The sequence below is a fragment of the Rhodococcus sp. 14-2496-1d genome (genome assembly GCF_002259365.1).
Classification (GTDB): domain Bacteria; phylum Actinomycetota; class Actinomycetes; order Mycobacteriales; family Mycobacteriaceae; genus Rhodococcoides.
The window spans coordinates 1-18,564 of sequence record NZ_NPFV01000016.1 but is presented as its reverse complement, the minus strand read 5'-3'; the positions used below and the strand labels follow the sequence as shown (position 1 = coordinate 18,564).

Below are 18,564 nucleotides of genomic sequence, written 5' to 3'. Positions count from 1 at the left end.
ACGAACTTCTATGCACGTGCGGCGGAGCCGCTCCCGCTAGAGCGCGAGAGCGGACAGCGCAGCCTGGAGCTGATCGATCTCGTAGCGGGTGGTGTACGGAGCCAGACCGATGGTGACGGCACCACCCTCGTCGTTGACGCCCAGTGCGTCGAGCAACCGACTGCCACCGTGAACTCCGCTGACACTGCCGATTCTGGCCTGCGCGAGTTGCTCGGACACCTTCACCGCGGGAACACCATCGACGGTGAAGCTCAAGGTGGGAATACGCGTCGGCGCATTGCCGAGCACCATGACGTGGTCCAGGGATTCGAGCGCCTTCATCAGGTAATCGAACAGGCCGTCGTGGTAATGCTGCAGGGATCCGATCGACAGCTCGAGGCGCTCGCGACGCGTCCCGGTCGCTGCGTCGTCGAGATTGGCCAGATAGTCGATGGACGAGACCACACCCGCCAACAACGCGTACTGATGCGCGCTGACCTCGAGCCGCTGAGGCCCCTTCGCCGACGGGTTCAGCGACATCGAAGGCAACTGTTCCAGGAGCGTCGGATCGCGGAAGATCAGCGCACCGACCGACGGCCCGCCCCATGCGGCGGTGTCGATCGCGACGACGTCGGCTCCGAGTTCCTTGATGTCGACGTGGGCGTAGGGGGCCGCTCCGGCCGCGTCGACCACGATCAGCCCACCGACCTCGTGCACCAGATCCGCTGCGACCCGAACATCGGGTGCGCTGCCGACGATCGGCGACGCCGCAGTGACCGCGACGAGCCGAGTAGTCGAGGTGATGAGGTCATCGAACTGCCACGTGGGCAACTCGCACGTATCGATTTCGACCTCGGCCCATCGCACGTGCGCGCCGGATCTGCTGGCGACCCGCAGCCACGGCGCGACGTTCGCTTCCTCGTCCAGTCGCGAGAGCACCAAGCCGGTTCCCAGCCCCAGCCGCGAGCTCATCGAATCCGCGAGCCAGGACAGCAGCGTCGCGCGGTCGGGACCGATGACCACACCGGACGGATAGGCACCGACGAGATCGGCGATCGCGACGCGAGCGGATTCCAGTAGAGCTGCGCTGCGCTTGGCCGCGGTGTTGCCGGCCGAATGGTTGGAGGCACTGTGCCGGAAAGCGGTGGACACGGCGGTCGACACGCGGTCCGGGATCAGCATGCCCAGCTGAGGGTCGAGATGAATCCACCCGTCGCCGAGCGAGGGGATGGACCCTCTCACTCGCGCGACGTCGTAACCCATGCCGGACACTCTAAGCGCCGACCGGTGCAGCATGTGTTCCACGTCCTGTTTCGCCAGGGAACGGTTGCCCACCTCGCACGCTCGATCCTCCCGGCCTCCACTTGTTCCCGACGACCGAACCAGGATAATCGCCCCAGACGATCGCGCAACGGCGAGCGAGGCGTAAAGATGGATATATGACTCAATCCGAGCCGAACAGTGCGCCCGACGACCACGTTGTTGTGATCGGCCCCAACGGAGAACCGCTCGCCCTGAGCCGCGAGGAAGCGACGGCCGCTGCGGCCCGCGCCGCCGGATCCTCCACGAACGATGGATCGGGCGATGGATCCGGCCTGTCGGAGATGGTGGAGCAGCCGGCGAAGGTGATGCGTATCGGCACGATGATCAAGCAGCTTCTCGAGGAAGTGCGCGCCGCACCGCTCGACGACGCGAGCCGGACGCGGCTGAAGGAAATCCACAAGTCCTCCATCCACGAACTCGAACAGGGCCTGGCACCGGAGCTCCGCGACGAGCTCGAGCGCCTGGTACTGCCCTTCGGCGACGACGTGGTCCCCACCGACGCGGAACTGCGCATCGCGCAGGCTCAACTCGTCGGCTGGCTCGAAGGCCTGTTCCACGGCATCCAGACGGCCCTGTTCGCTCAGCAGATGGCCGCACGCGCTCAACTCGAGCAGATGCGGCAGGGCGCGTTGCCTCCCGGCGTGATGGGCGCTCCTGGTGGCGCAGGTCACGGTGGTAGTGGCACCGGCCAGTACTTGTAAAGAGTCGACACCTGTGAAGAGGTAGTGTCGACCGTCGTGTCGGCACCAGCGAAGGATCCCGAGAGCGAGGCAGGAGAACAGATGCCTGCTCCGGTTTCGGACTCACAGACTTATCGGCGCGCGTTCGGCGACCTCAGAACCGGTTTCGCTCAGCGCGAGCTGTGGCTGCATCTCGGCTGGCAGGACATCAAGCAGCGGTATCGCCGATCGGTGATCGGTCCGTTCTGGATCACCATCGCCACCGGTGTCCAGGCGATCGCCATGGGCCTTCTGTATTCGGTACTCCTGGACATCGACCTGCGGTCGTTCCTGCCGCACGTCACCGTCGGTCTGATCATCTGGAACCTCATCAGTGCCGCGATCCTCGAAGGCGGAGACGTCTTCGTCGCCAACGAGGGTCTCATCAAACAGCTGCCCAGCGCGCTGAGTGTGCACGTCTATCGCCTGGTGTGGCGTCAGCTGCTGCTGCTCGGCCACAACATGCTGATCTACGTGATCATCATCGCGATCTTCTGGCCCGAGGGCGGTCTGCACTGGACCGTGGTCTTCGCGATCCCGGCGCTGGTGCTGATTCTGCTGAACGCGATATGGGTGTCGATCCTGTTCGGCATCGTCGCCACCCGCTACCGCGACATCGCCCCGATCCTCGGCAGCTTCGTCACGCTGATGTTCTTCATGACACCGATCGTCTGGACCACCTCGGGACTCGAGTCGATGGGCGGTGAGGCTGCGAATCGCGCCAAGCTCGTCGAGATCAACCCGCTCTTCCACTACCTCGACATCATCCGAGCCCCCCTGATCGGCGAGGATCAGCAGGCGTACCACTGGTACATCGTGCTCGGCTTCACCGTCGTCGGATGGGCGCTGGCCATCGTCGCACTCAAGAAGTACCGGGCCCGCGTGCCCTACTGGGTTTAGGGGTATTCGAGTTGTCCATCAGCATCAGCACCCATGACGCGTGCGTCGACTTCCCGATCTTCGACGCCAAGACGCGGTCGCTCAAGAAGGCGTTCCTCGGCAAGGCCGGTGGCGCGATCGACCGCAACTCCTCCGACGTCGTCGTCGTGGAAGCACTCAAGAACATCACGATGAACCTGAAGGACGGCGATCGCGTCGGACTGGTCGGTCACAACGGTGCGGGCAAGTCGACGCTGCTGCGTCTGCTCTCGGGCATCTACGAGCCGACGCGGGGCAGCGCCACCATTCGTGGCCGCGTCGCGCCGGTGTTCGATCTGGGCGTCGGCATGGACCCGGAGATCTCCGGCTACGAGAACATCATCATCCGCGGCCTGTTCCTGGGGCAGACCCGTAAGCAGATGCTCGCGAAGATGGACGAGATCGCCGACTTCACCGAACTCGGTGACTACCTGGACATGCCGCTGCGCACGTATTCGACGGGCATGCGGGTGCGCGTCGCGATGGGCGTGGTCACCAGCATCGACCCGGAGATCCTGCTGCTCGACGAGGGCATCGGAGCCGTCGACGCCGAGTTCATGAAGAAGGCGCGTCATCGGCTGCAGGAGTTGGTGAAGCGCTCGGGAATCCTGGTGTTCGCCAGCCACTCCAACGAGTTCCTGGCTCAGTTGTGCGACACCGCGATGTGGATCGATCACGGCCAGATTCGCCAACAGGGCGGGATCGAGGACGTGGTGCGGGCGTACGACGGTGATGACGCGGGAGACCACGTCGCCCAGATCTTGAAAGAGATCGAGCGGGAGGACGCAGGAGTGAAGCCTGCGGAACGACCAGAGGATACGGCCGGTGGCTGACAAGATCGTCGGCGTCATCGTCACGCACAAGCGGCGTGAGTTGCTGGCACTGTCGCTGGACGTGATCGGCGCGCAGACGCGTCCGCTCGACCATCTGGTCGTCGTCGACAATGCCGATGAGCCCGCTGTACGCGAACTGGTGGAGTCGATCGACCTGCCGACGACGTATCTCGGCTCGCAGCACAATCTCGGCGGTGCAGGCGGGTTCGCGCTCGGGATTCTGTATGCGCTCTCCCTCGGTGCCGATTGGGTGTTTCTCGCCGACGACGACGGCCGCCCCGAGGGCCCGCAGGTACTCGAGACTCTCTACGACTGCGCCATCACACACGGACTCGACGAGGTCTCCCCCGTCGTCTGCGACATCGCCGATCCGGACCGATTGGCTTTCCCGCTGCGACGCGGTGTCGAATGGCGTCGGCTGCGATCCGAATTGATCGACCCGGCGAACCCGGACGACGATCTTCTCGAAGGCATCGCGTCGCTGTTCAACGGCGCTCTGTTCAAGGCGTCGACGATCGATGCGGTGGGTGTGCCGGATCTGCGTCTGTTCGTCCGCGGCGACGAGGTGGAGGTGCATCGTCGGTTGCAGCGCTCGGGCCTGAAGTTCGGGACCTGCCTCACCGCCGCCTACGTCCACCCGAACGGGGCCGAGGAGTTCAAGCCGATCCTCGGCGGCCGGATGCACACGCAGTACCCGGAGGACGCGACCAAGCGCTACTTCACCTACCGCAACCGCGGCTACCTGATGTCACAGCCAGGTATGCGAAAGCTGCTGCCGCAGGAGTGGATTCGCTTCACCTGGTTCTTCCTGATCACCACCCGCAACCCGAAGGGTCTGGCCGAGTGGTTCCGTCTGCGCGGGCTGGGGCGTCGGGAACACTTTCGTCGACCGTAGAGCCGTCCACCATGGGGTGCGCGCACCCGCGTGATACCGCTACCGTGTGCCCATGACGGAACCTCGGAAGCTCGCTGATCGCATCAAGTCGTCGGCACGGGAGAAGCTTCAACGAGCGATCGGCGAGGTTCTGGCTCAGCAGACCGCCCAGCTGGCCGAGCAGACCAGCGATCAGCAGGCGAAACTGCTCGACGTCCTCGAACGCCAACGACGCGAGATCGACGATCTGCACGCGTTCATCCGCGGTCTCGAGATGCGGATGCGTCGGGACATCCCGTACGCCTCCGACGTCGAAGCCGCCGCCCAGAGCGCAGAATTCGCCGAAGAGATGATGCCGCAGGCTCCGACGTTCCTACGGCCGCACGCAACGCTGCGCTTCGCCCTCGGCGAGGTCACCATTCGCGGTATGGCGCTCGAGTTCGGCGTCGCCAGCGGGACGACGCTCGAGATCATCGCCGAGGAATTGAGCGCGCGGAAGGACATCACCGTCGTCGCCGGATTCGACGTCTTCTCCGGCCTACCCGAGACGTGGCGCACGGGCTTTCCGAAGGGCCTGTTCGAGCAGGACACCATCCCCGAAGTGCCGGGCGCGCAGATCGTCCCCGGCCTGTTCGAGGACTCGCTGCCGGGCTTTCTGAAGGGTCACCACGAGAAGTTGGCGTTCCTGCACCTCGACGCGGACCTGTACTCGTCGACGGTCACCGTGCTGGATCTGGTGGCCGATCGACTGGCCGTCGGCACCGTCATCGTGTTCGACGAGTACTTCAACTTCCCCGGCTGGCGCAACCACGAATACCGGGCGTGGACGGAATTCGTCGCACGCACCGGCACGGAGTTCGACTACCTGGGCTACACCGCCGACAACGAACAGGTCGTCGTACGGATTCGCACGGCCCCGAAGGTCCGCGCGAACTAGCTACTGCCCGTACAGGCGAGCCCAGTTCTCTCGGCTCGTGAGCTGCGGCACGGCGGCGCGGTAGGACGCGGCGACCGTCGGCGTCTCGGTGCGCAGACGCTTGAGTGCGGTGACGCCGCGCTTGAGCAGTTCGGTCGCATGCGCCTTGTTGCGCTTGCGAACTCGGACGCCTTCTTGCGAGCGATCGGTGACGATGGCGTGGGAGAACAGCGACACGTGCCACCAGTGGGCATCGTCGGCCGAGATGGCGACCGGGCCCGGATTCACGGTGCCACGCCACTGATTGAGCACGCGCTTGGCCAGGACCGCGAACTCCATGCTCTTCTTCGGATGCGGACCGGCGGGAGTGATGAACATATCCGCCGGACGCACACCCGGAACGTCGTTGGCGTTGTGCCGCTTGGTTTCTCCGTAGGCAGCGCGCTCGCGCCGGATGGAACCGGCAGCGTCCATTCCGCCGTCGAGCAGATAATCGGGGCCGGCAAGGAAGTCCTCGACGGCCTTGATCAGCGTGTACGCCATGCCGTACTGCATCGACACCAGGTAACGCAGCAGATCGGTGAACAGCTGCTTGGCGAGCGCCTTACCGTCGAGTTCGATGTGCAGGGCGGCGGTGATCATGCCGTTGCGCAGGTTGAAGTAGCGGTGCCACTCGTCCCAGTCCTTCCACGCGAAGTCGGCATGCCACACCGCTGCGCCCGGGAGCGTCACGGTGGCGAATCCGTTTGCACGCGAGCGGTATCCGTACTCGATGTCGTCCCACTGGAAGAACAGCGGCAGCGGGTAGCCGACCTGCCCGACGATCTCGGACGGGATGAGGCACGACCACCAACCGTTGTAGCCTGCGTCGACCCGGACGTCCTGCTGACGCTTGCGCTTGAACGCACTCTTGTCCGAGATCGCGTTCTTGACGTGCACTCCGGCTTCGAGCTTCTGCAGGTTCGCCACCTCGGCACCGACGTGCACGCGATCGGGGTGCAACAGGTACAGCATCTGGGCGCCGATGATCGCCGGCTCGACGGTCATGTTGGCGAACGAGTTCATGCGCACGATCGCCTCGGGTTCGCACAGCACGTCGTCGTCCATGAAGATCACATTGGCCGGGTCGCCGCCCTTACCCTGCACCTCGTAGAGCCCGCGGGTGAATCCACCTGCGCCGCCGAGGTTGGGCTGAGTGATGTAGACGAGCTTGCTGCCGAGCTCCGCCGCGACGCGCTGGAACTTCTCGCGCGTCTGCACCTGATCGGTGCCCTGATCGACGACGTAGACGTTGTCGACCCCGAGCAGGGCGATGGGATCGTCGGCCATGGCAGCGACGGTGTTGGCGCAGTCGTCGGCGCGGTTGAACGTGCAGATCACCACCGAGGTGGGACGCAGCTTCTCCGGCGCGGCGACGGTCCATTCCGCGTCCTGCACCGACAACTCGGTCGAGGTCGTGGTGAAGCGGACGTACAACGCACCGCCGTCGAGGAACTGCGTGGTGGCGACGGGAACGGCCAATTGGGTCGACGCGTTCGCGGAATCGACCGTTGTACTGGCCATCGTGCGCTCGTGGCCCTTGTAATCGGTGGCCACCAGATCGATCCGACCGGCACCGGCGACGCTCGCCCGGAACACCACCTCGGTGACGGTGGTCCACCGCTGCCAGTAGCTGGCCGGGAACCGTCCGAAGTAGCTGTTGGTGTGCACCACGGTGCGCTTGGCGATCCGAACGCCCGTACGGGTGCGCTCGGCGTTGCCCTTGCCGACCGAGCTGTACATATCGGCACTGACCAGGGGCGACGGACCGTCGAACAGCAGTCTCTGGACTGTCAGTTCGGGCTCACCGTCAGCGCCGGCAACAGCCGACGAATTCGACGCGGAGCCGAGACGATCGAGAGCAGTGCCGTCCATACCGAGAAGTACCCCATCCAGTTCGAGTAGTGGCTCTGTGCGGCCGTGGAGAGAAGAAGACCACTGACCATGGTTGCACAGCCCCCGACCGATCCGTCCGACGCTCGCCGTCTACTCCGCTTCCCGCACCCTCGCCATCAGCACGCGAGCGGCGTCGACGGGGTGCGTGTACGGCCACCAGTGGCCCGCCTCGACCTGGTCGACGCGCAGGTCGGGGATCCATCGATCCAGACCGTCGGTGAGATTGGGCGAGAGCATGCGGTCGTGTGTCGGGACGACCACGGTGGTCGGGACGGCGCAGCGCGGGACGGGTCCGCCGAGCAGACGCCTGAGCACGTTGGCGCGGTACAGGGCGATGCCGCGCTGCTGGTCGGCCGCCGTCGGGGTCGGCTCACCCTGGGCGTTCAGGCGCGCCAACAGTCCCGGAACCCGCCTGCCCAGCACGGGCACGTGGAACCCGAAGACGTACCAGGACCGCGCCAACTGCTCGACCAGTGACGGCCAGCAACGGGGTCGCACCAGCCGCGCCCGCGCCACCTGCCGCAGGTGATCCAGGCTCGGGCCCGATACCGACGTGTACGACGCGAAAGCGGTGGATGCGCGAGGCGAAGCCATCGCCTCCCACATCTGGACCGACCCCCAGTCGTGGGCGAAGACGTGGACCTTCCCGGTGAGCCCCGGTATCGACTCGACCACCGCGAAGGCGTCGCGCGCCAGTTGCTCGATGGACACGTCCGCTGCGGGCTCGAGCGCGGACGCTCCGCTGCCTCGCGTGTCGTAGGCGATCACCCGGACCCGGTCGCCGAGCTCGGCGATCAGCGGATCGAACACATGGCGGTTGTCGGGATAGCCGTGCACCAGCAGCACCGTCGAGCGCGCCTCCGGGTTCCCGTGCTCGACGACGGGAAGTTCTGCGCCGGGCGTGCGCACCGTCCAGTGGGTCATCCCGCGTCGCTCAGGGCATGCAGAGTGCCACCGCGCAACAGGTGCGCAATCATCCTCAGCCGCATGGCCTCCTGTTCGGGCTGCGGGTGCACCACGGCGGCCAACGCCTCGCCGTCGAGCAGATGCACCACGCTGAAGATCACCGTCTCGAGATGCCGTGGGTCGAGCACGCCTGCGACCGGTAGTGTGCGAGCGAGTTCGGCGATCTGTTCGTGATAGCGAACGGTGAAGGGCTGCAGCCTCTCTCGCAGCTCTTCGTCAGTGCGGGCTGCGGTCAGGAGCTCGTACCAGGCGCCGTTGATCGGGGCTCGGCACGCAGCCCTGAGCAGTTCGAGGCAGTGTTCGATCGACGCGCTACCGAAACCGGACAGGCCATGACGGAACTCGACGAACTGGCGTCTGCGAACCTCGTCGGCCGCAGCGACGATCAGGTCGAGCCTGGTGTCGAAATGCCGGAACATGGCACCGGAGGACACCCCGGCGCGGCCGACGATCTCACTGACACTGGTTGCGGCATAGCCCTTCTCGCACAACGACGCGATCGTCGCGTCGAGCAACTTTCCGATCGTCTCGGTCCGGCGCTGCTGTTGACTCGGGCTCACACACGCTCCCGGCGACGAGGAGCCGTCGGGGTACCCGCCCGCAGGAAACTGCCGGCCCGCTCCGACACACCGAACCACGGAGCGAACGTGCCGCCGGAGAACACCACTCGGCCCGCGACCAGAGTGGCGGCGACAGCGCGGTCGTTACGGTTGACCATGCGGCTCAGACCCCCGAACTCCGGCATGGTCTCCTCCCGATAGGCCAGGACCTCCTCGTCCAGCCCATTCGGATCGATCACCACGATGTCGGCTCGATCACCCACCCGCACGTGTCCGGCGTCGACACCGTAGAAGTCGGCCAATTCGCCGCTGAGCTTGTGCACGGCCTTCTCCACGGTCATGAACGGCCTGCGATCGCCCTGCGCATCGTGCACGCGGTGCAGCAACCGGATACCGAAGTTGTAGAACGCCATGTTGCGCAGATGAGCGCCTGCGTCGGAGAACCCCACGGTCACCCCGGGCTGGTTGATCAGCTTGTCCATCTGACGCTTGCGATGATTCGCCACCGTGGTGTGCCAACGCAGTTTTCGTCCGTGTTCGACCACCAGATCGAGGAACGCGTCCACCACGTGCACACCGCGCTCGGCCGCGACCTCGGCGACGTTCTTGCCGACGACCGACGCGTCGGGACACTCGGTGATCTCGGCGTCGGCGAAGTCTCGATGCCAGACGCGTGAGCTGAACTTCTTCTCGAAGTCGGCGCGGAACCAGCGGCGGTACGCCTCGTCCGAGAGCAACTCGTTGCGTCCCAACTCTTCTCGTAGATGCAGAGCTGCTCGGCCCGATCCGAACTCCTCGAACACCACCAGGTCGATGCCGTCGGAGTACACGTCGAACGTGGTGGGCAGATGCTGCCAGCGGAACTGGCCCTTGCCCGGTCCGTTGACCATGCGCGCGAGCGGGCCGAAGACGCGATGAATCCACGGCGACGCCTTGGCATCGGCCGCCGCCAGCAGCGAGATCTTGAGTGGAGTGCGGCCGATCCCGGTGGCCGAGGCGAGGAAGAACAGCATGTCGTACTTGGTGTTCAGGTTCGGAATGCTCTGCAACAACCGGCCGCGTCGACGCAGGATCTTGTGCAGCGCACGGAACTCGCTCCACCGCGCGTACGAGGACGGCAACGACCGAGACCGGTACCGATCGCCGTCCAACTTGTCCCACGGGTTCGTCATCGTCGACATCCCGAGCAGTCCGGCATCGAGTGCCTGCTCGAGCGCGTCCGACATGGCGCGCCACTCCTCGCGGGTGGGCCGCTGACTGCGATCGGTCGAGCGATCCAAGCCCATCACGTGCGCCCGCAGATCCGAATGTCCCACCAGAGCAGCGATATTGGGACCGAGAGGCAGTCGTTCGAGCGCTGCGATGTACTCGTCGGGGCTGGTCCACGTCTTGTGCGTATCGACGGCTTTGAGCACATGATCTCGCGGCAGCGCCTCGACCCGACTGAACAGATCCGCGATGTCGACCGGAGTGGAATAGAGCGTCGACAACGAACAGTTCCCCAGCAGAACCGTCGTGACCCCGTGCCGGACGGACTCTTCGAGACCCGGGCCGACGAGCACCTCCGCGTCGTAGTGGGTGTGCACGTCCACGAAGCCCGGGGTGACCCACTTGCCGGTGGCGTCGACCACCTCGGTCGCCGGACCCACCTCGAGCGGCGTGGCCGACACGGCCCGCACGACACCGTCGACGATGCCCACATCGGCTCGCACTCCGGGACCGCCGGACCCGTCGTAGACGGTGCCGCCGGTGATGACGACGTCGAAAGCAGTGTTCGAGTTCAATGTGACCTCCGTCATAGTGTCACGTCAATCTAACTTAGAGAGTGATCGCTCGCAATAGTCGGTTGTCCGCCAACACCTGCGGGTCACACGCGTCGACGTTTCGGTTCCCGGACACCTCGGGAGCTACAGTCGGGTGTCTTTGCCCGCACTCACGGAGTTGACCCTTGACCCCCACGGATACCCAGATCGCGCGCGCCGCCCTGCCCGACAGCAGGAGAGAGCGCCTCGCGTGGGGAGCAGCGGTCGCTGCAGTCGTCGTTCTCGGCTACCTCCTTGTGCTCAGCGTCGATCCCCGCTTCTTCTACATCGACGACACCGAATCGGGTGCCGTACCCAACTGGCTCCAGCTCGGACGCATCATGCGCGACGGGCACTTCCCCTCGCTGGTGCTCGATCAGTGGATGGCAGGCAACTACCCGGTCGAGGGCCAGGGCGGCCTGTGGAATCCCGTGCAGATGGCGATCAACTACATCTCGCCGTCGATCGACAACTTGGTGCTGCTGGCCACGGTCGTCAAACTCGGATTCTCGATTCTGTTGGCCTGGAGCGTCTTTCGCGTCGCTCTGGCCTACGGAGCGCGGGCGAACTGGGCCGCGGTAGCGGGCGCGAGCGCACCGTTCGTCGGCTTCACGCTGTTCTTCGAGAACACCTCGTGGGTGACCGCACTGATGGGTACCGCGTGGATCATGAACGCGTGGGCGAGCTCGGTGTCCTACGCCCGCGGCCGCACCGGCCCCATCGTGCCGTTCGTCTTCCTCTACCTCGCCATCAGCGTGGGATACGTCCACGCCGCGGTGATGGCCGGAGTCATGATCGGATCCGTCGCGATCGGCGAACGCCTGTTCCAGCGGCTGTGGCGTCCGGCAGTGAAGGTGTGCGCCGTAGGCATCGCCGCCGCGGCCTGCGGGGCCGTCACGTTCCTGCCCGGCGTGCTCACCTCGGCGGTCACCTGGCGTAGCGGCGACGAAGGCACGTTCAACGACAACTTCCTGACGGCACCGTGGTCGGAATCGCTCACCGCGAGCATCCCGACCGCTGTGACCAGCATCGAATCCTGGGCGGGCGAGACCACCGAATCGCCGGTCACCTACATCGCCTGGTTCGTGGTGCCCGCGCTGGCGTTCATCGCATGGCGTCGAGTACCCGCGGCTCTGCGCGAGCTGGCAGCCCCGCTGATCATGCTGGCGTTCGCCCTGATCTTCACCGCGGGCCCCAGCGACATCGGACCGATCCGCTGGCCCGCCCGCATCCTGCCGTTCGTCGCCCTCGTCGCGCTGATTCTCGTGGTCACCCTGATCAGCCGGTACGGCACTCTCGACAAGCTACGGCCCCGGCTGCTCGCCGCCGGCCTGTTGACGCTGGTGCTGCTGCTGCGGGCCGGTTCTTCGGGCCCGGAGTTCTTCGGCCGCCATGTCCTCGCTGCGCTGGTGATCCTGCTCGTCGGAGCACTCGCCCTGCTGTTGGCCCACCGGTTCTCCACGCGCGCGACCGCGGCACTGCTGCTGGTGACCATCGCGCCGGTCGCGATGTACCAGGTGGCCACCTACGAACCACCCTTCGACAAGTGGTGGCTGCCCGCGTCCCAATCCGAGGCCAAGGCCGAGTTCCCGCAGTGGCAGGGCGCGACTCTGCAACTCGGCAGCCGTGCGCTCACCGAGACCGAGGCCGACGGACCCGACGACCCCAAGCTGCCCTGGCACTCCCAGGTGTACGGCAACTCCGCCAAAATCATGGGCCTGGACTACGTCAACGCGTACACCCCGGTCGGATATCTCGACTTCGCCAACCTGCTGTGCTTCGAGCACGAGGGATCGACCTGCGAGGACGCCTTCCGGCGCGTGTTCGAGATCGAGCCGTACACCGGCAAGACCTACGCCGATCTGATGCAACTCGATCGAATCGTGCTGCAGAAGAACCAGTATCCGCTCGCGAATGCACGGCCCGCACCCGCAGGCTGGGAGTGGGTGACCGCTCCCACGCCCGAGTCCGCCCGCCAGATCTACGTCCTCGAACGCGTCGACGGACTGATTCCCGCCACGTCGGGACGCGTCGTCGCGACCGTGAACGCCACGGCCGAACCTCGATCGTCCGACGCCGACTCCGAGCACGTCGACGTCAGCGCTCCGAACGGCGGCAGCGTCGTGTTCTCCCGTCTGGCCTGGCCCGGCTACACCGCGACCCTGAACGGTGAAGAGCTGCAGGCCAAGGGCTTGGCCGACATCTTCCTCTACGTCGACCTGCCGCCCGGTACCGAGAACGCAGATCTGCACATCACCTTCCGGCCGCCCGGCGAACGTCTCGGACTCGCCGCGATGGCGGGCGGGGTGCTGCTGCTGGTCGGTCTGGTGGTACTCGATGTGCGACGACGCAGAAGCCCTGCCGCGCCGGAGTTCGATGGCGACAGCGGGAACGGATAGGGTAGGCCCTCGTGATGTCCGACGATTCTGTTGCTGATCCGCACCGCATTTCCATCGTGGTGCCGGTCTACCAGGGTGAACGGACCCTCAGTGCGTTGATGGACGAGATCCTTCCGTTGACGCAGGTGACTCACACCCCCGTCGGGCGGCCGATGATCGTCGAGGAAGTTCTGCTCGTCTTCGATCACGGACCCGACGATTCCGCTGCGGTGATCAGGCGGCTGACCGCTGCGCACCCGTTCGTTCGTGGAGTGTGGCTGAGTCGCAATTTCGGCCAGCACCCCGCCACCCTCGCCGGCATGGCGTCCAGCGGCGGCGAATGGATCGTCACGATGGACGAGGACGGGCAGCACGACCCGGCAGCCATCGGCGGCATGCTCGACACCGCCCTCGACCGGCAGTCCACAGTCGTCTACGCCAAGCCCACCAACGTCGCACCGCACGGACTGTGGCGCAACACCGCCTCCCGCGGCGCGAAATGGCTGATCGCCAAGGCCCTGGCCGGGGACAACACCGTCGACTATCAGAGCTATCGCCTGGTGCTCGGTGAGGTCGGCCGCTCCGTCGCGGCCTACGCCGGTTCGGAGGCGTACCTGGACATCGCACTCGGGTGGATCGCGGGCGACGTCACGACCAGCCCGGTGGCGCTGCGCGAAGAGGTGGACCGTCGATCGGGCTACCGCCTGCGCACCTTGCTCTCGCATTTCTGGCGGATGGTGCTCTCGAGCGGCACCAAGGGCCTGAGGCTGGTCAGCTTCATCGGCATCGCCTTCGCGGTACTCGGCCTGATTCTGGTGGCCTACGTACTGGTGTCGTACTTCGTCTTCGACTCCGGTGCCGAGGTGCGAGGCTGGGCATCGACGATGGTGATTCTGCTGTTCGGGTTCGGGGCGACTCTGTTCTCCCTCGGTGTGGTGGCCGAGTACGTGGGCGTCAACGTCAAGACGGCCATGGGCAAGCCGCCGTACCTGATCGTCACCGATCCGGGAAACGGCCCACTCGGACGCACCGCGCCTGCAGGATCAGGCGAAACTCCACAGTCGACCGACAACACACCGTCGGCGTGACCGCAACGCACACGTGGATCGTCGGCAGCGGCGGACTCCTGGGCGCTGCGGTGACCCGCGAGGCCGGTCGTCGCGGGCACCGAGTGCACACCAGCACCATTCCGTGGTCGGACAGGGAATCTGCCGAACAAGCTCTGCTGCAGCGCTGTTCGGAGTTCTTCGACTCTTTCTCCGACGGTACGTGGAACGTGATCTGGGCCGCCGGTGCGGGTGTGAACGGAACCAGCGCAGCGCAATTCGCCGAAGAGAACGGTCTGATCCGAGCCGTGTCGGCGCGCATCGAAAGTGCCGCCGGCGACCGCGCGGGCACCGGAACCGTGTTCCTCGCTTCGTCCGCCGGAGGCGTCTACGCCGGCGCGACCGGAGCCCCGCATCACGAAGGGACACTGCCGGTTCCGTTGGGCGACTACGGCTTCGCGAAACTGCAATCCGAGGCCATCGCAACCGAGTTCGGTGAACGCACCGGGATCAACGTGACCATCGGGCGGTTCGCGAACCTCTACGGGCCCGGCCAGAACCTCGCGAAACCGCAGGGCCTGATCTCACACCTGTGCCGGGGCTACCTCATGGCCTCACCCGTCTCCATCTACGTACCGATGGACACGTTGCGTGACTATCTCTACGTGTCCGACGCGGCAGAGATGGTCGCCGACACCCTCGGTATGTCTGCCACGCAACGACACTCGCCGACGATCAAGATCTTCGCCTCCGGTGAGGCCGTCACCATCGGCTCGATCCTCGGAGCCTGCCGGACGGTGTTCCGCCGTCGACCGAACGTGGTGCTGGCGGCGTCGCCGCTCGCGGTGTTCCAAGGTCGCGATCTCCGACTGCGCTCGACGGTCTGGCCGCAGATCGATCGTCGAACGCACCGCACGTTGCCCGCAGGAATCGCCTCCACACTGTTCGCGACCCGTGAGGCATTGGGGGTCGGTCGATGACCGAACCACAGACCCCCGCTCCCCCGGCCGGGATGAACGGCGCACCGGGGCCGCTGATGCGCATCGTCAAGAATCAGAAGATCGCGTTCCTGCTCGTCGGTGGCGTCAACACTGCACTGGGTACCGCGTGGTTCATCTTGTGGCAGTTGCTGATCGGTGAGCGATACGGATATCACGCCGCGATCGTGCTCGGCTACCTCTGCAACGTGCTGTGCGCGTTCGCGATGTACCGATACCTGGTGTTCCGCGTGCGTGGGCACTTCCTACGCGATCTGCTGCGCTTCTTCGTCGTGAACTTCGGCGCGTTCGTCGCCAACATCTCTCTGATGACGATCGCCGTATCCGTCTTCCACTTCCCGCCCATCCCTTCACAATTGGTCGTCACAGCAGTGATGGCAGTCGTCAGCTTCTTCGGCTACCGCGACTTCTCGTTCCGCAGAAAGAGCCAGGCCCCCACACCATGACACCCCGTGTATCCGTCGTCGTCCCGGCGTACAACAACGCCGAGTACCTGGCCGAGACCATCGATTCGATTCTCGCCCAGACCTTCACGGACTTCGAGCTGGTCATCGCCGATCATTCGTCGTCCGACGACACCCTCGCCGTCGCGCAGAAATTCGACGACCCGCGTATTCGTGTGCTGACGACCCCGGCCGGTGGCGGCGCGCAGGCCAACTGGAATCGGGTCACCGAAGAGGCCACCGGCGAATTGATCAAACTCGTCTGCGGCGACGACACCATCGCGCCCACCGCGTTGGCGACTCAGGTCCAGGCATTCGACGACAACCCGACCGCCGTTCTGGTCGCCTCTCAGCGGACGTTGATCGACGCCTACGGCAAGACGGTGATCGCCGCCCGCGGGCTCGGCGGCCTGCACGGAACGGTCTCGGGTCGAGTTGCCGCGCGAACCGCAGTCCGAGCCGGCGCCAACATCTTCGGCGAACCCGGCGGCGTCATGATGAAGCTCGCGGAGCTCCGCGAAATCGGGCTGTGGGACAACAGCCATCCCTACCTGATCGATCAGGCCACGTTCATCGCTGTCGCGCTCCGCGGCGACATCGTGGCAATTCCCCGACCACTGGCATCGTTCCGCATCAACTCGGGGCAGTGGAGTGTGGAGCTTGCGACGCAGCAGGCACGTCAGGCCGCCGACTTCCACCGCTCACTACAGGCCAGCGACCCGAGCCTGTTGTCCGACAACGACGTTCGCATCGGAAACGCCAAGGCACTGATGACGTCGTTCATGCGTCGCGCGGTGTACCTGCTGCTGCGCCACCGGATGTCGCGCAGCAGCTAGGCCCTGCTTCAGGGCAGGACCGACTCCTTCGCCGCATAGACGGCCTCGGTGGCGTCCTTCTGCGGTCGCCACCACTGCTCGTTCTCGCGGTACCAGTCGATGGTCGCCTTCAGGCCGGCACGGAAGTCGACATACGTTGGCGTCCAACCCAGTTCGGTGCGGAGCTTGGTCGAGTCGATGGCGTAACGCAGGTCGTGGCCGGGGCGGTCGGTGACGAAGTCGAAGGCGTCGGGTGCGTTGCCGGTCTCTTCGAGAATCGCTTCGAGGACGGTGCGGTTGTTCGCTTCGCCGTCGGCTCCGATGAGGTAGGTCTCGCCGATGCGGCCGCCGTCGATGATGGCCCAGACGGCGCTGTTGTGATCGTCGACGTGGATCCAGTCGCGCACGTTCTGCCCTGCCCCGTAGAGCTTGGGCCGGGAGCCGCTGAGGATGTTGGTGATCTGACGCGGAATGAACTTCTCCACGTGCTGGTACGGACCGTAGTTGTTGGAGCAGTTGGAGATGGTGGAGCGGACGCCGAACGAACGCGTCCAGGCCCGCACCAGCAGATCACTCGACGCCTTGGTGGACGAGTACGGGCTCGACGGGTTGTACGGAGTGGACTCGGTGAACCGCGCCGGGTCGTCGAGTTCGAGGTCGCCGTAGACCTCGTCGGTGGAGATGTGGTGGTAGCGGACGTCGTGTTCGCGGACCGCATTGAGCAAGGTGGTGGTACCGATGACGTTGGTGTGCACGAACGGCCACGGATCGGTCAACGAGTTGTCGTTGTGGGATTCGGCGGCGAAGTGCACGACCAGGTCCGTCTCGCGCACGAGGCGGTCGACGAGATCGGCGTCGGCGATGTCGCCGTGCACGAACTCGATTCGATCGGCCACCGGATCGAGGGAAGCCTTGTTACCGGCGTAGGTGAGCTTGTCGAGCACGGTGACCTGGGAATCGGGACGCTGCGCGAGGGTCTGATGTACGAAGTTCGCGCCGATGAACCCGGCCCCACCCGTGACGAGAATTCTCATGAACAGGCACTTTACCGGGGGATGCTCGTGCGGGCCGATCTTGTCTGCCACGCGTGCTAGCTTCTGCTCGACTTCGGGGGAGTAGTAATCGGATGGGTCTGGGGAAGATTCTTGTTCGTCTCGCGACATCGATAGCGCTGTTGTTCGGCCTCATGTGGGCAATCCCGCAGCTGGCACCGGAAGTGCCCGAACCGTACGAGGGAGTGCCGTGTCGGCCCTACCGAATCACGTAGGCCGATGTCGCCAACTCGGTTGAGTGATCGGCCGTCGGAACTGTCAGGAGCCTCGGACAGTGCGGCCGGCGAAAGCCGCCAAACGCTCGTACGCGTTCGCGTCGTCGGGTGCCGGTTGCTCTGGATCGAAGGCACCACCGCGCCGTTCGTCGGTCATGTTCGCCGACATGAACACCATCCCCTCCTCGGGCACGGTCTGGTCGAGATCATCGGTGCCGCGACCGAGTGCGGTCGCGAGATCCCACGCGTGCACCGAGAGTTCCGCGGCAACCATGCCGAGCGGCAGCGGCGAACCTGCGTCGATCTCGGCCAGCAGTTCGCGAGTCCGCTCGGTCCACAGCGGAATCGGATCCGAGGACGACTCGGGTGACGCTGACCAGTCGATATCTCCACCCCGAGCCATGGTCACCAGGTTGGCAGCGGTGTTCACCAGGTGATCGGTCAGGTCAGCGACGGTCCACTCGGTGCAGGGCGTCGCCGATGCGCGTTCGGCTTCGGTCACTGTGGAGAGCAGAGCGGTGACCTGATCGATACCGGTGGCGATCTGGTTCGTCGTCGTCACGTGGCTTGTCCTCGGTTCTCGGTGGTCAGTCGGTCCCGTTCCCCACAGCTGCGGGGCAGGACGAAGTTTAGAGGCGGATTCCACATCGCGCGCGGAAACGGAGCGGCACAAGCGAGCGGGTGATCGGAGGGTCTGGAAGACTTCGCCGTCATGCGGGGAATCATTCTGGCGGGCGGCACGGGCTCGCGTCTTCATCCGATCACGATGGGCGTCAGCAAGCAGCTGGTCCC

Annotated in this window: 18 protein-coding genes; 11 read left to right on the top strand and 7 right to left on the bottom strand. The window is 65.4% G+C overall.

The genetic code is table 11. The annotated features are described in order from the left end of the window. Positions 1-36 precede the first annotated feature (36 nt). A complete protein-coding gene (locus CH296_RS10995; protein ID WP_032395644.1) occupies positions 37-1,242 on the bottom strand; it encodes a cysteine desulfurase-like protein in 1,206 nt (401 codons plus the stop codon). A gap of 176 nt (positions 1,243-1,418) precedes the next feature. On the opposite strand from CH296_RS10995, the gene CH296_RS10990 reads away from it, so the two are divergent. The 5 genes from CH296_RS10990 (at position 1,419) to CH296_RS10970 (ending at position 5,583) form a co-directional block, all read left to right on the top strand. Beyond that, complete coding sequence (locus tag CH296_RS10990) at positions 1,419-2,003, top strand: bacterial proteasome activator family protein (protein ID WP_094684718.1); 585 nt, start codon at positions 1,419-1,421, stop codon at positions 2,001-2,003. 81 nt (positions 2,004-2,084) lie between these two features. Continuing rightward, complete coding sequence (locus CH296_RS10985) at positions 2,085-2,921, top strand: ABC transporter permease (protein ID WP_179273032.1); 837 nt, start codon at positions 2,085-2,087, stop codon at positions 2,919-2,921. A gap of 11 nt (positions 2,922-2,932) precedes the next feature. Then, the gene (locus CH296_RS10980; protein WP_045198036.1) at positions 2,933-3,772 is read left to right on the top strand and encodes an ABC transporter ATP-binding protein; all 840 of its coding nucleotides are present in this window, start codon (positions 2,933-2,935) and stop codon (positions 3,770-3,772) included. Continuing rightward, on the top strand, positions 3,765-4,667 hold the full coding sequence (locus CH296_RS10975; protein ID WP_094631897.1) for a glycosyltransferase: 903 nt from the start codon (positions 3,765-3,767) through the stop codon (positions 4,665-4,667). Before CH296_RS10980 ends, CH296_RS10975 begins: the two co-directional genes overlap by 8 nt. A 52-nt stretch (positions 4,668-4,719) precedes the next feature. Then, complete coding sequence (locus CH296_RS10970; RefSeq protein WP_094684717.1) at positions 4,720-5,583, top strand: TylF/MycF/NovP-related O-methyltransferase; 864 nt, start codon at positions 4,720-4,722, stop codon at positions 5,581-5,583. On the opposite strand, the gene CH296_RS10965 is transcribed toward CH296_RS10970, so the two are convergent. The 4 genes from CH296_RS10965 to CH296_RS10950 form a co-directional block, all read right to left on the bottom strand. Next, positions 5,584-7,476: a glycosyltransferase gene (locus CH296_RS10965; protein WP_094684716.1), complete on the bottom strand. Its 1,893-nt coding sequence runs from the start codon at positions 7,474-7,476 to the stop codon at positions 5,584-5,586. A gap of 111 nt (positions 7,477-7,587) precedes the next feature. Next, positions 7,588-8,421 (bottom strand): alpha/beta fold hydrolase, encoded by an 834-nt coding sequence (locus CH296_RS10960; protein ID WP_094684715.1) that lies wholly within the window; start codon positions 8,419-8,421, stop codon positions 7,588-7,590. Beyond that, positions 8,418-9,023 (bottom strand): TetR/AcrR family transcriptional regulator, encoded by a 606-nt coding sequence (locus tag CH296_RS10955; RefSeq protein WP_094684714.1) that lies wholly within the window; start codon positions 9,021-9,023, stop codon positions 8,418-8,420. Before CH296_RS10955 ends, CH296_RS10960 begins: the two co-directional genes overlap by 4 nt. After that, entirely contained in the window at positions 9,020-10,822 is a 1,803-nt protein-coding gene (locus tag CH296_RS10950) for an amidohydrolase family protein (protein ID WP_094646477.1), read from the bottom strand. Before CH296_RS10950 ends, CH296_RS10955 begins: the two co-directional genes overlap by 4 nt. A 149-nt stretch (positions 10,823-10,971) precedes the next feature. Between CH296_RS10950 and CH296_RS10945 the strand changes: the two genes are divergently transcribed. Genes CH296_RS10945 through CH296_RS10925 form a run of 5 tightly spaced genes read left to right on the top strand, consistent with a single transcriptional unit; the run spans position 10,972 to position 16,526 of the window. Beyond that, positions 10,972-13,224 (top strand): hypothetical protein, encoded by a 2,253-nt coding sequence (locus CH296_RS10945; protein ID WP_094684713.1) that lies wholly within the window; start codon positions 10,972-10,974, stop codon positions 13,222-13,224. A gap of 14 nt (positions 13,225-13,238) precedes the next feature. Then, positions 13,239-14,291: a glycosyltransferase gene (locus tag CH296_RS10940; RefSeq protein ID WP_179273022.1), complete on the top strand. Its 1,053-nt coding sequence runs from the start codon at positions 13,239-13,241 to the stop codon at positions 14,289-14,291. Further along, the gene (locus CH296_RS10935; RefSeq protein WP_094684712.1) at positions 14,288-15,229 is read left to right on the top strand and encodes an NAD(P)-dependent oxidoreductase; all 942 of its coding nucleotides are present in this window, start codon (positions 14,288-14,290) and stop codon (positions 15,227-15,229) included. Before CH296_RS10940 ends, CH296_RS10935 begins: the two co-directional genes overlap by 4 nt. Next, on the top strand, positions 15,226-15,693 hold the full coding sequence (locus tag CH296_RS10930) for a GtrA family protein (protein ID WP_032395526.1): 468 nt from the start codon (positions 15,226-15,228) through the stop codon (positions 15,691-15,693). The genes CH296_RS10935 and CH296_RS10930 overlap by 4 nt, the downstream gene beginning before the upstream one ends. Continuing rightward, positions 15,690-16,526 carry a glycosyltransferase family A protein gene (locus CH296_RS10925; protein WP_094659090.1) on the top strand — a complete coding sequence of 279 codons (837 nt, stop codon included), beginning with the start codon at positions 15,690-15,692 and terminating at the stop codon, positions 16,524-16,526. The genes CH296_RS10930 and CH296_RS10925 overlap by 4 nt, the downstream gene beginning before the upstream one ends. Before the next feature lie 8 nt (positions 16,527-16,534). Here the strand turns inward: CH296_RS10925 and rfbB are convergent, their stop codons facing one another. Together rfbB and CH296_RS10915 are read right to left on the bottom strand one after the other, a co-directional pair. Further along, complete coding sequence (rfbB, locus tag CH296_RS10920; RefSeq protein ID WP_094681701.1) at positions 16,535-17,539, bottom strand: dTDP-glucose 4,6-dehydratase; 1,005 nt, start codon at positions 17,537-17,539, stop codon at positions 16,535-16,537. A gap of 276 nt (positions 17,540-17,815) precedes the next feature. Continuing rightward, a complete protein-coding gene (locus CH296_RS10915; RefSeq protein ID WP_179273158.1) occupies positions 17,816-18,334 on the bottom strand; it encodes a maleylpyruvate isomerase family mycothiol-dependent enzyme in 519 nt (172 codons plus the stop codon). Between the two features lie 150 nt (positions 18,335-18,484). Here CH296_RS10915 and CH296_RS28590 point away from each other — a divergent pair. Further along, positions 18,485-18,564, top strand: an 80-nt coding sequence (locus CH296_RS28590) for a sugar phosphate nucleotidyltransferase (RefSeq protein ID WP_143546339.1), incomplete at its 3' end; no start/stop codon positions are given.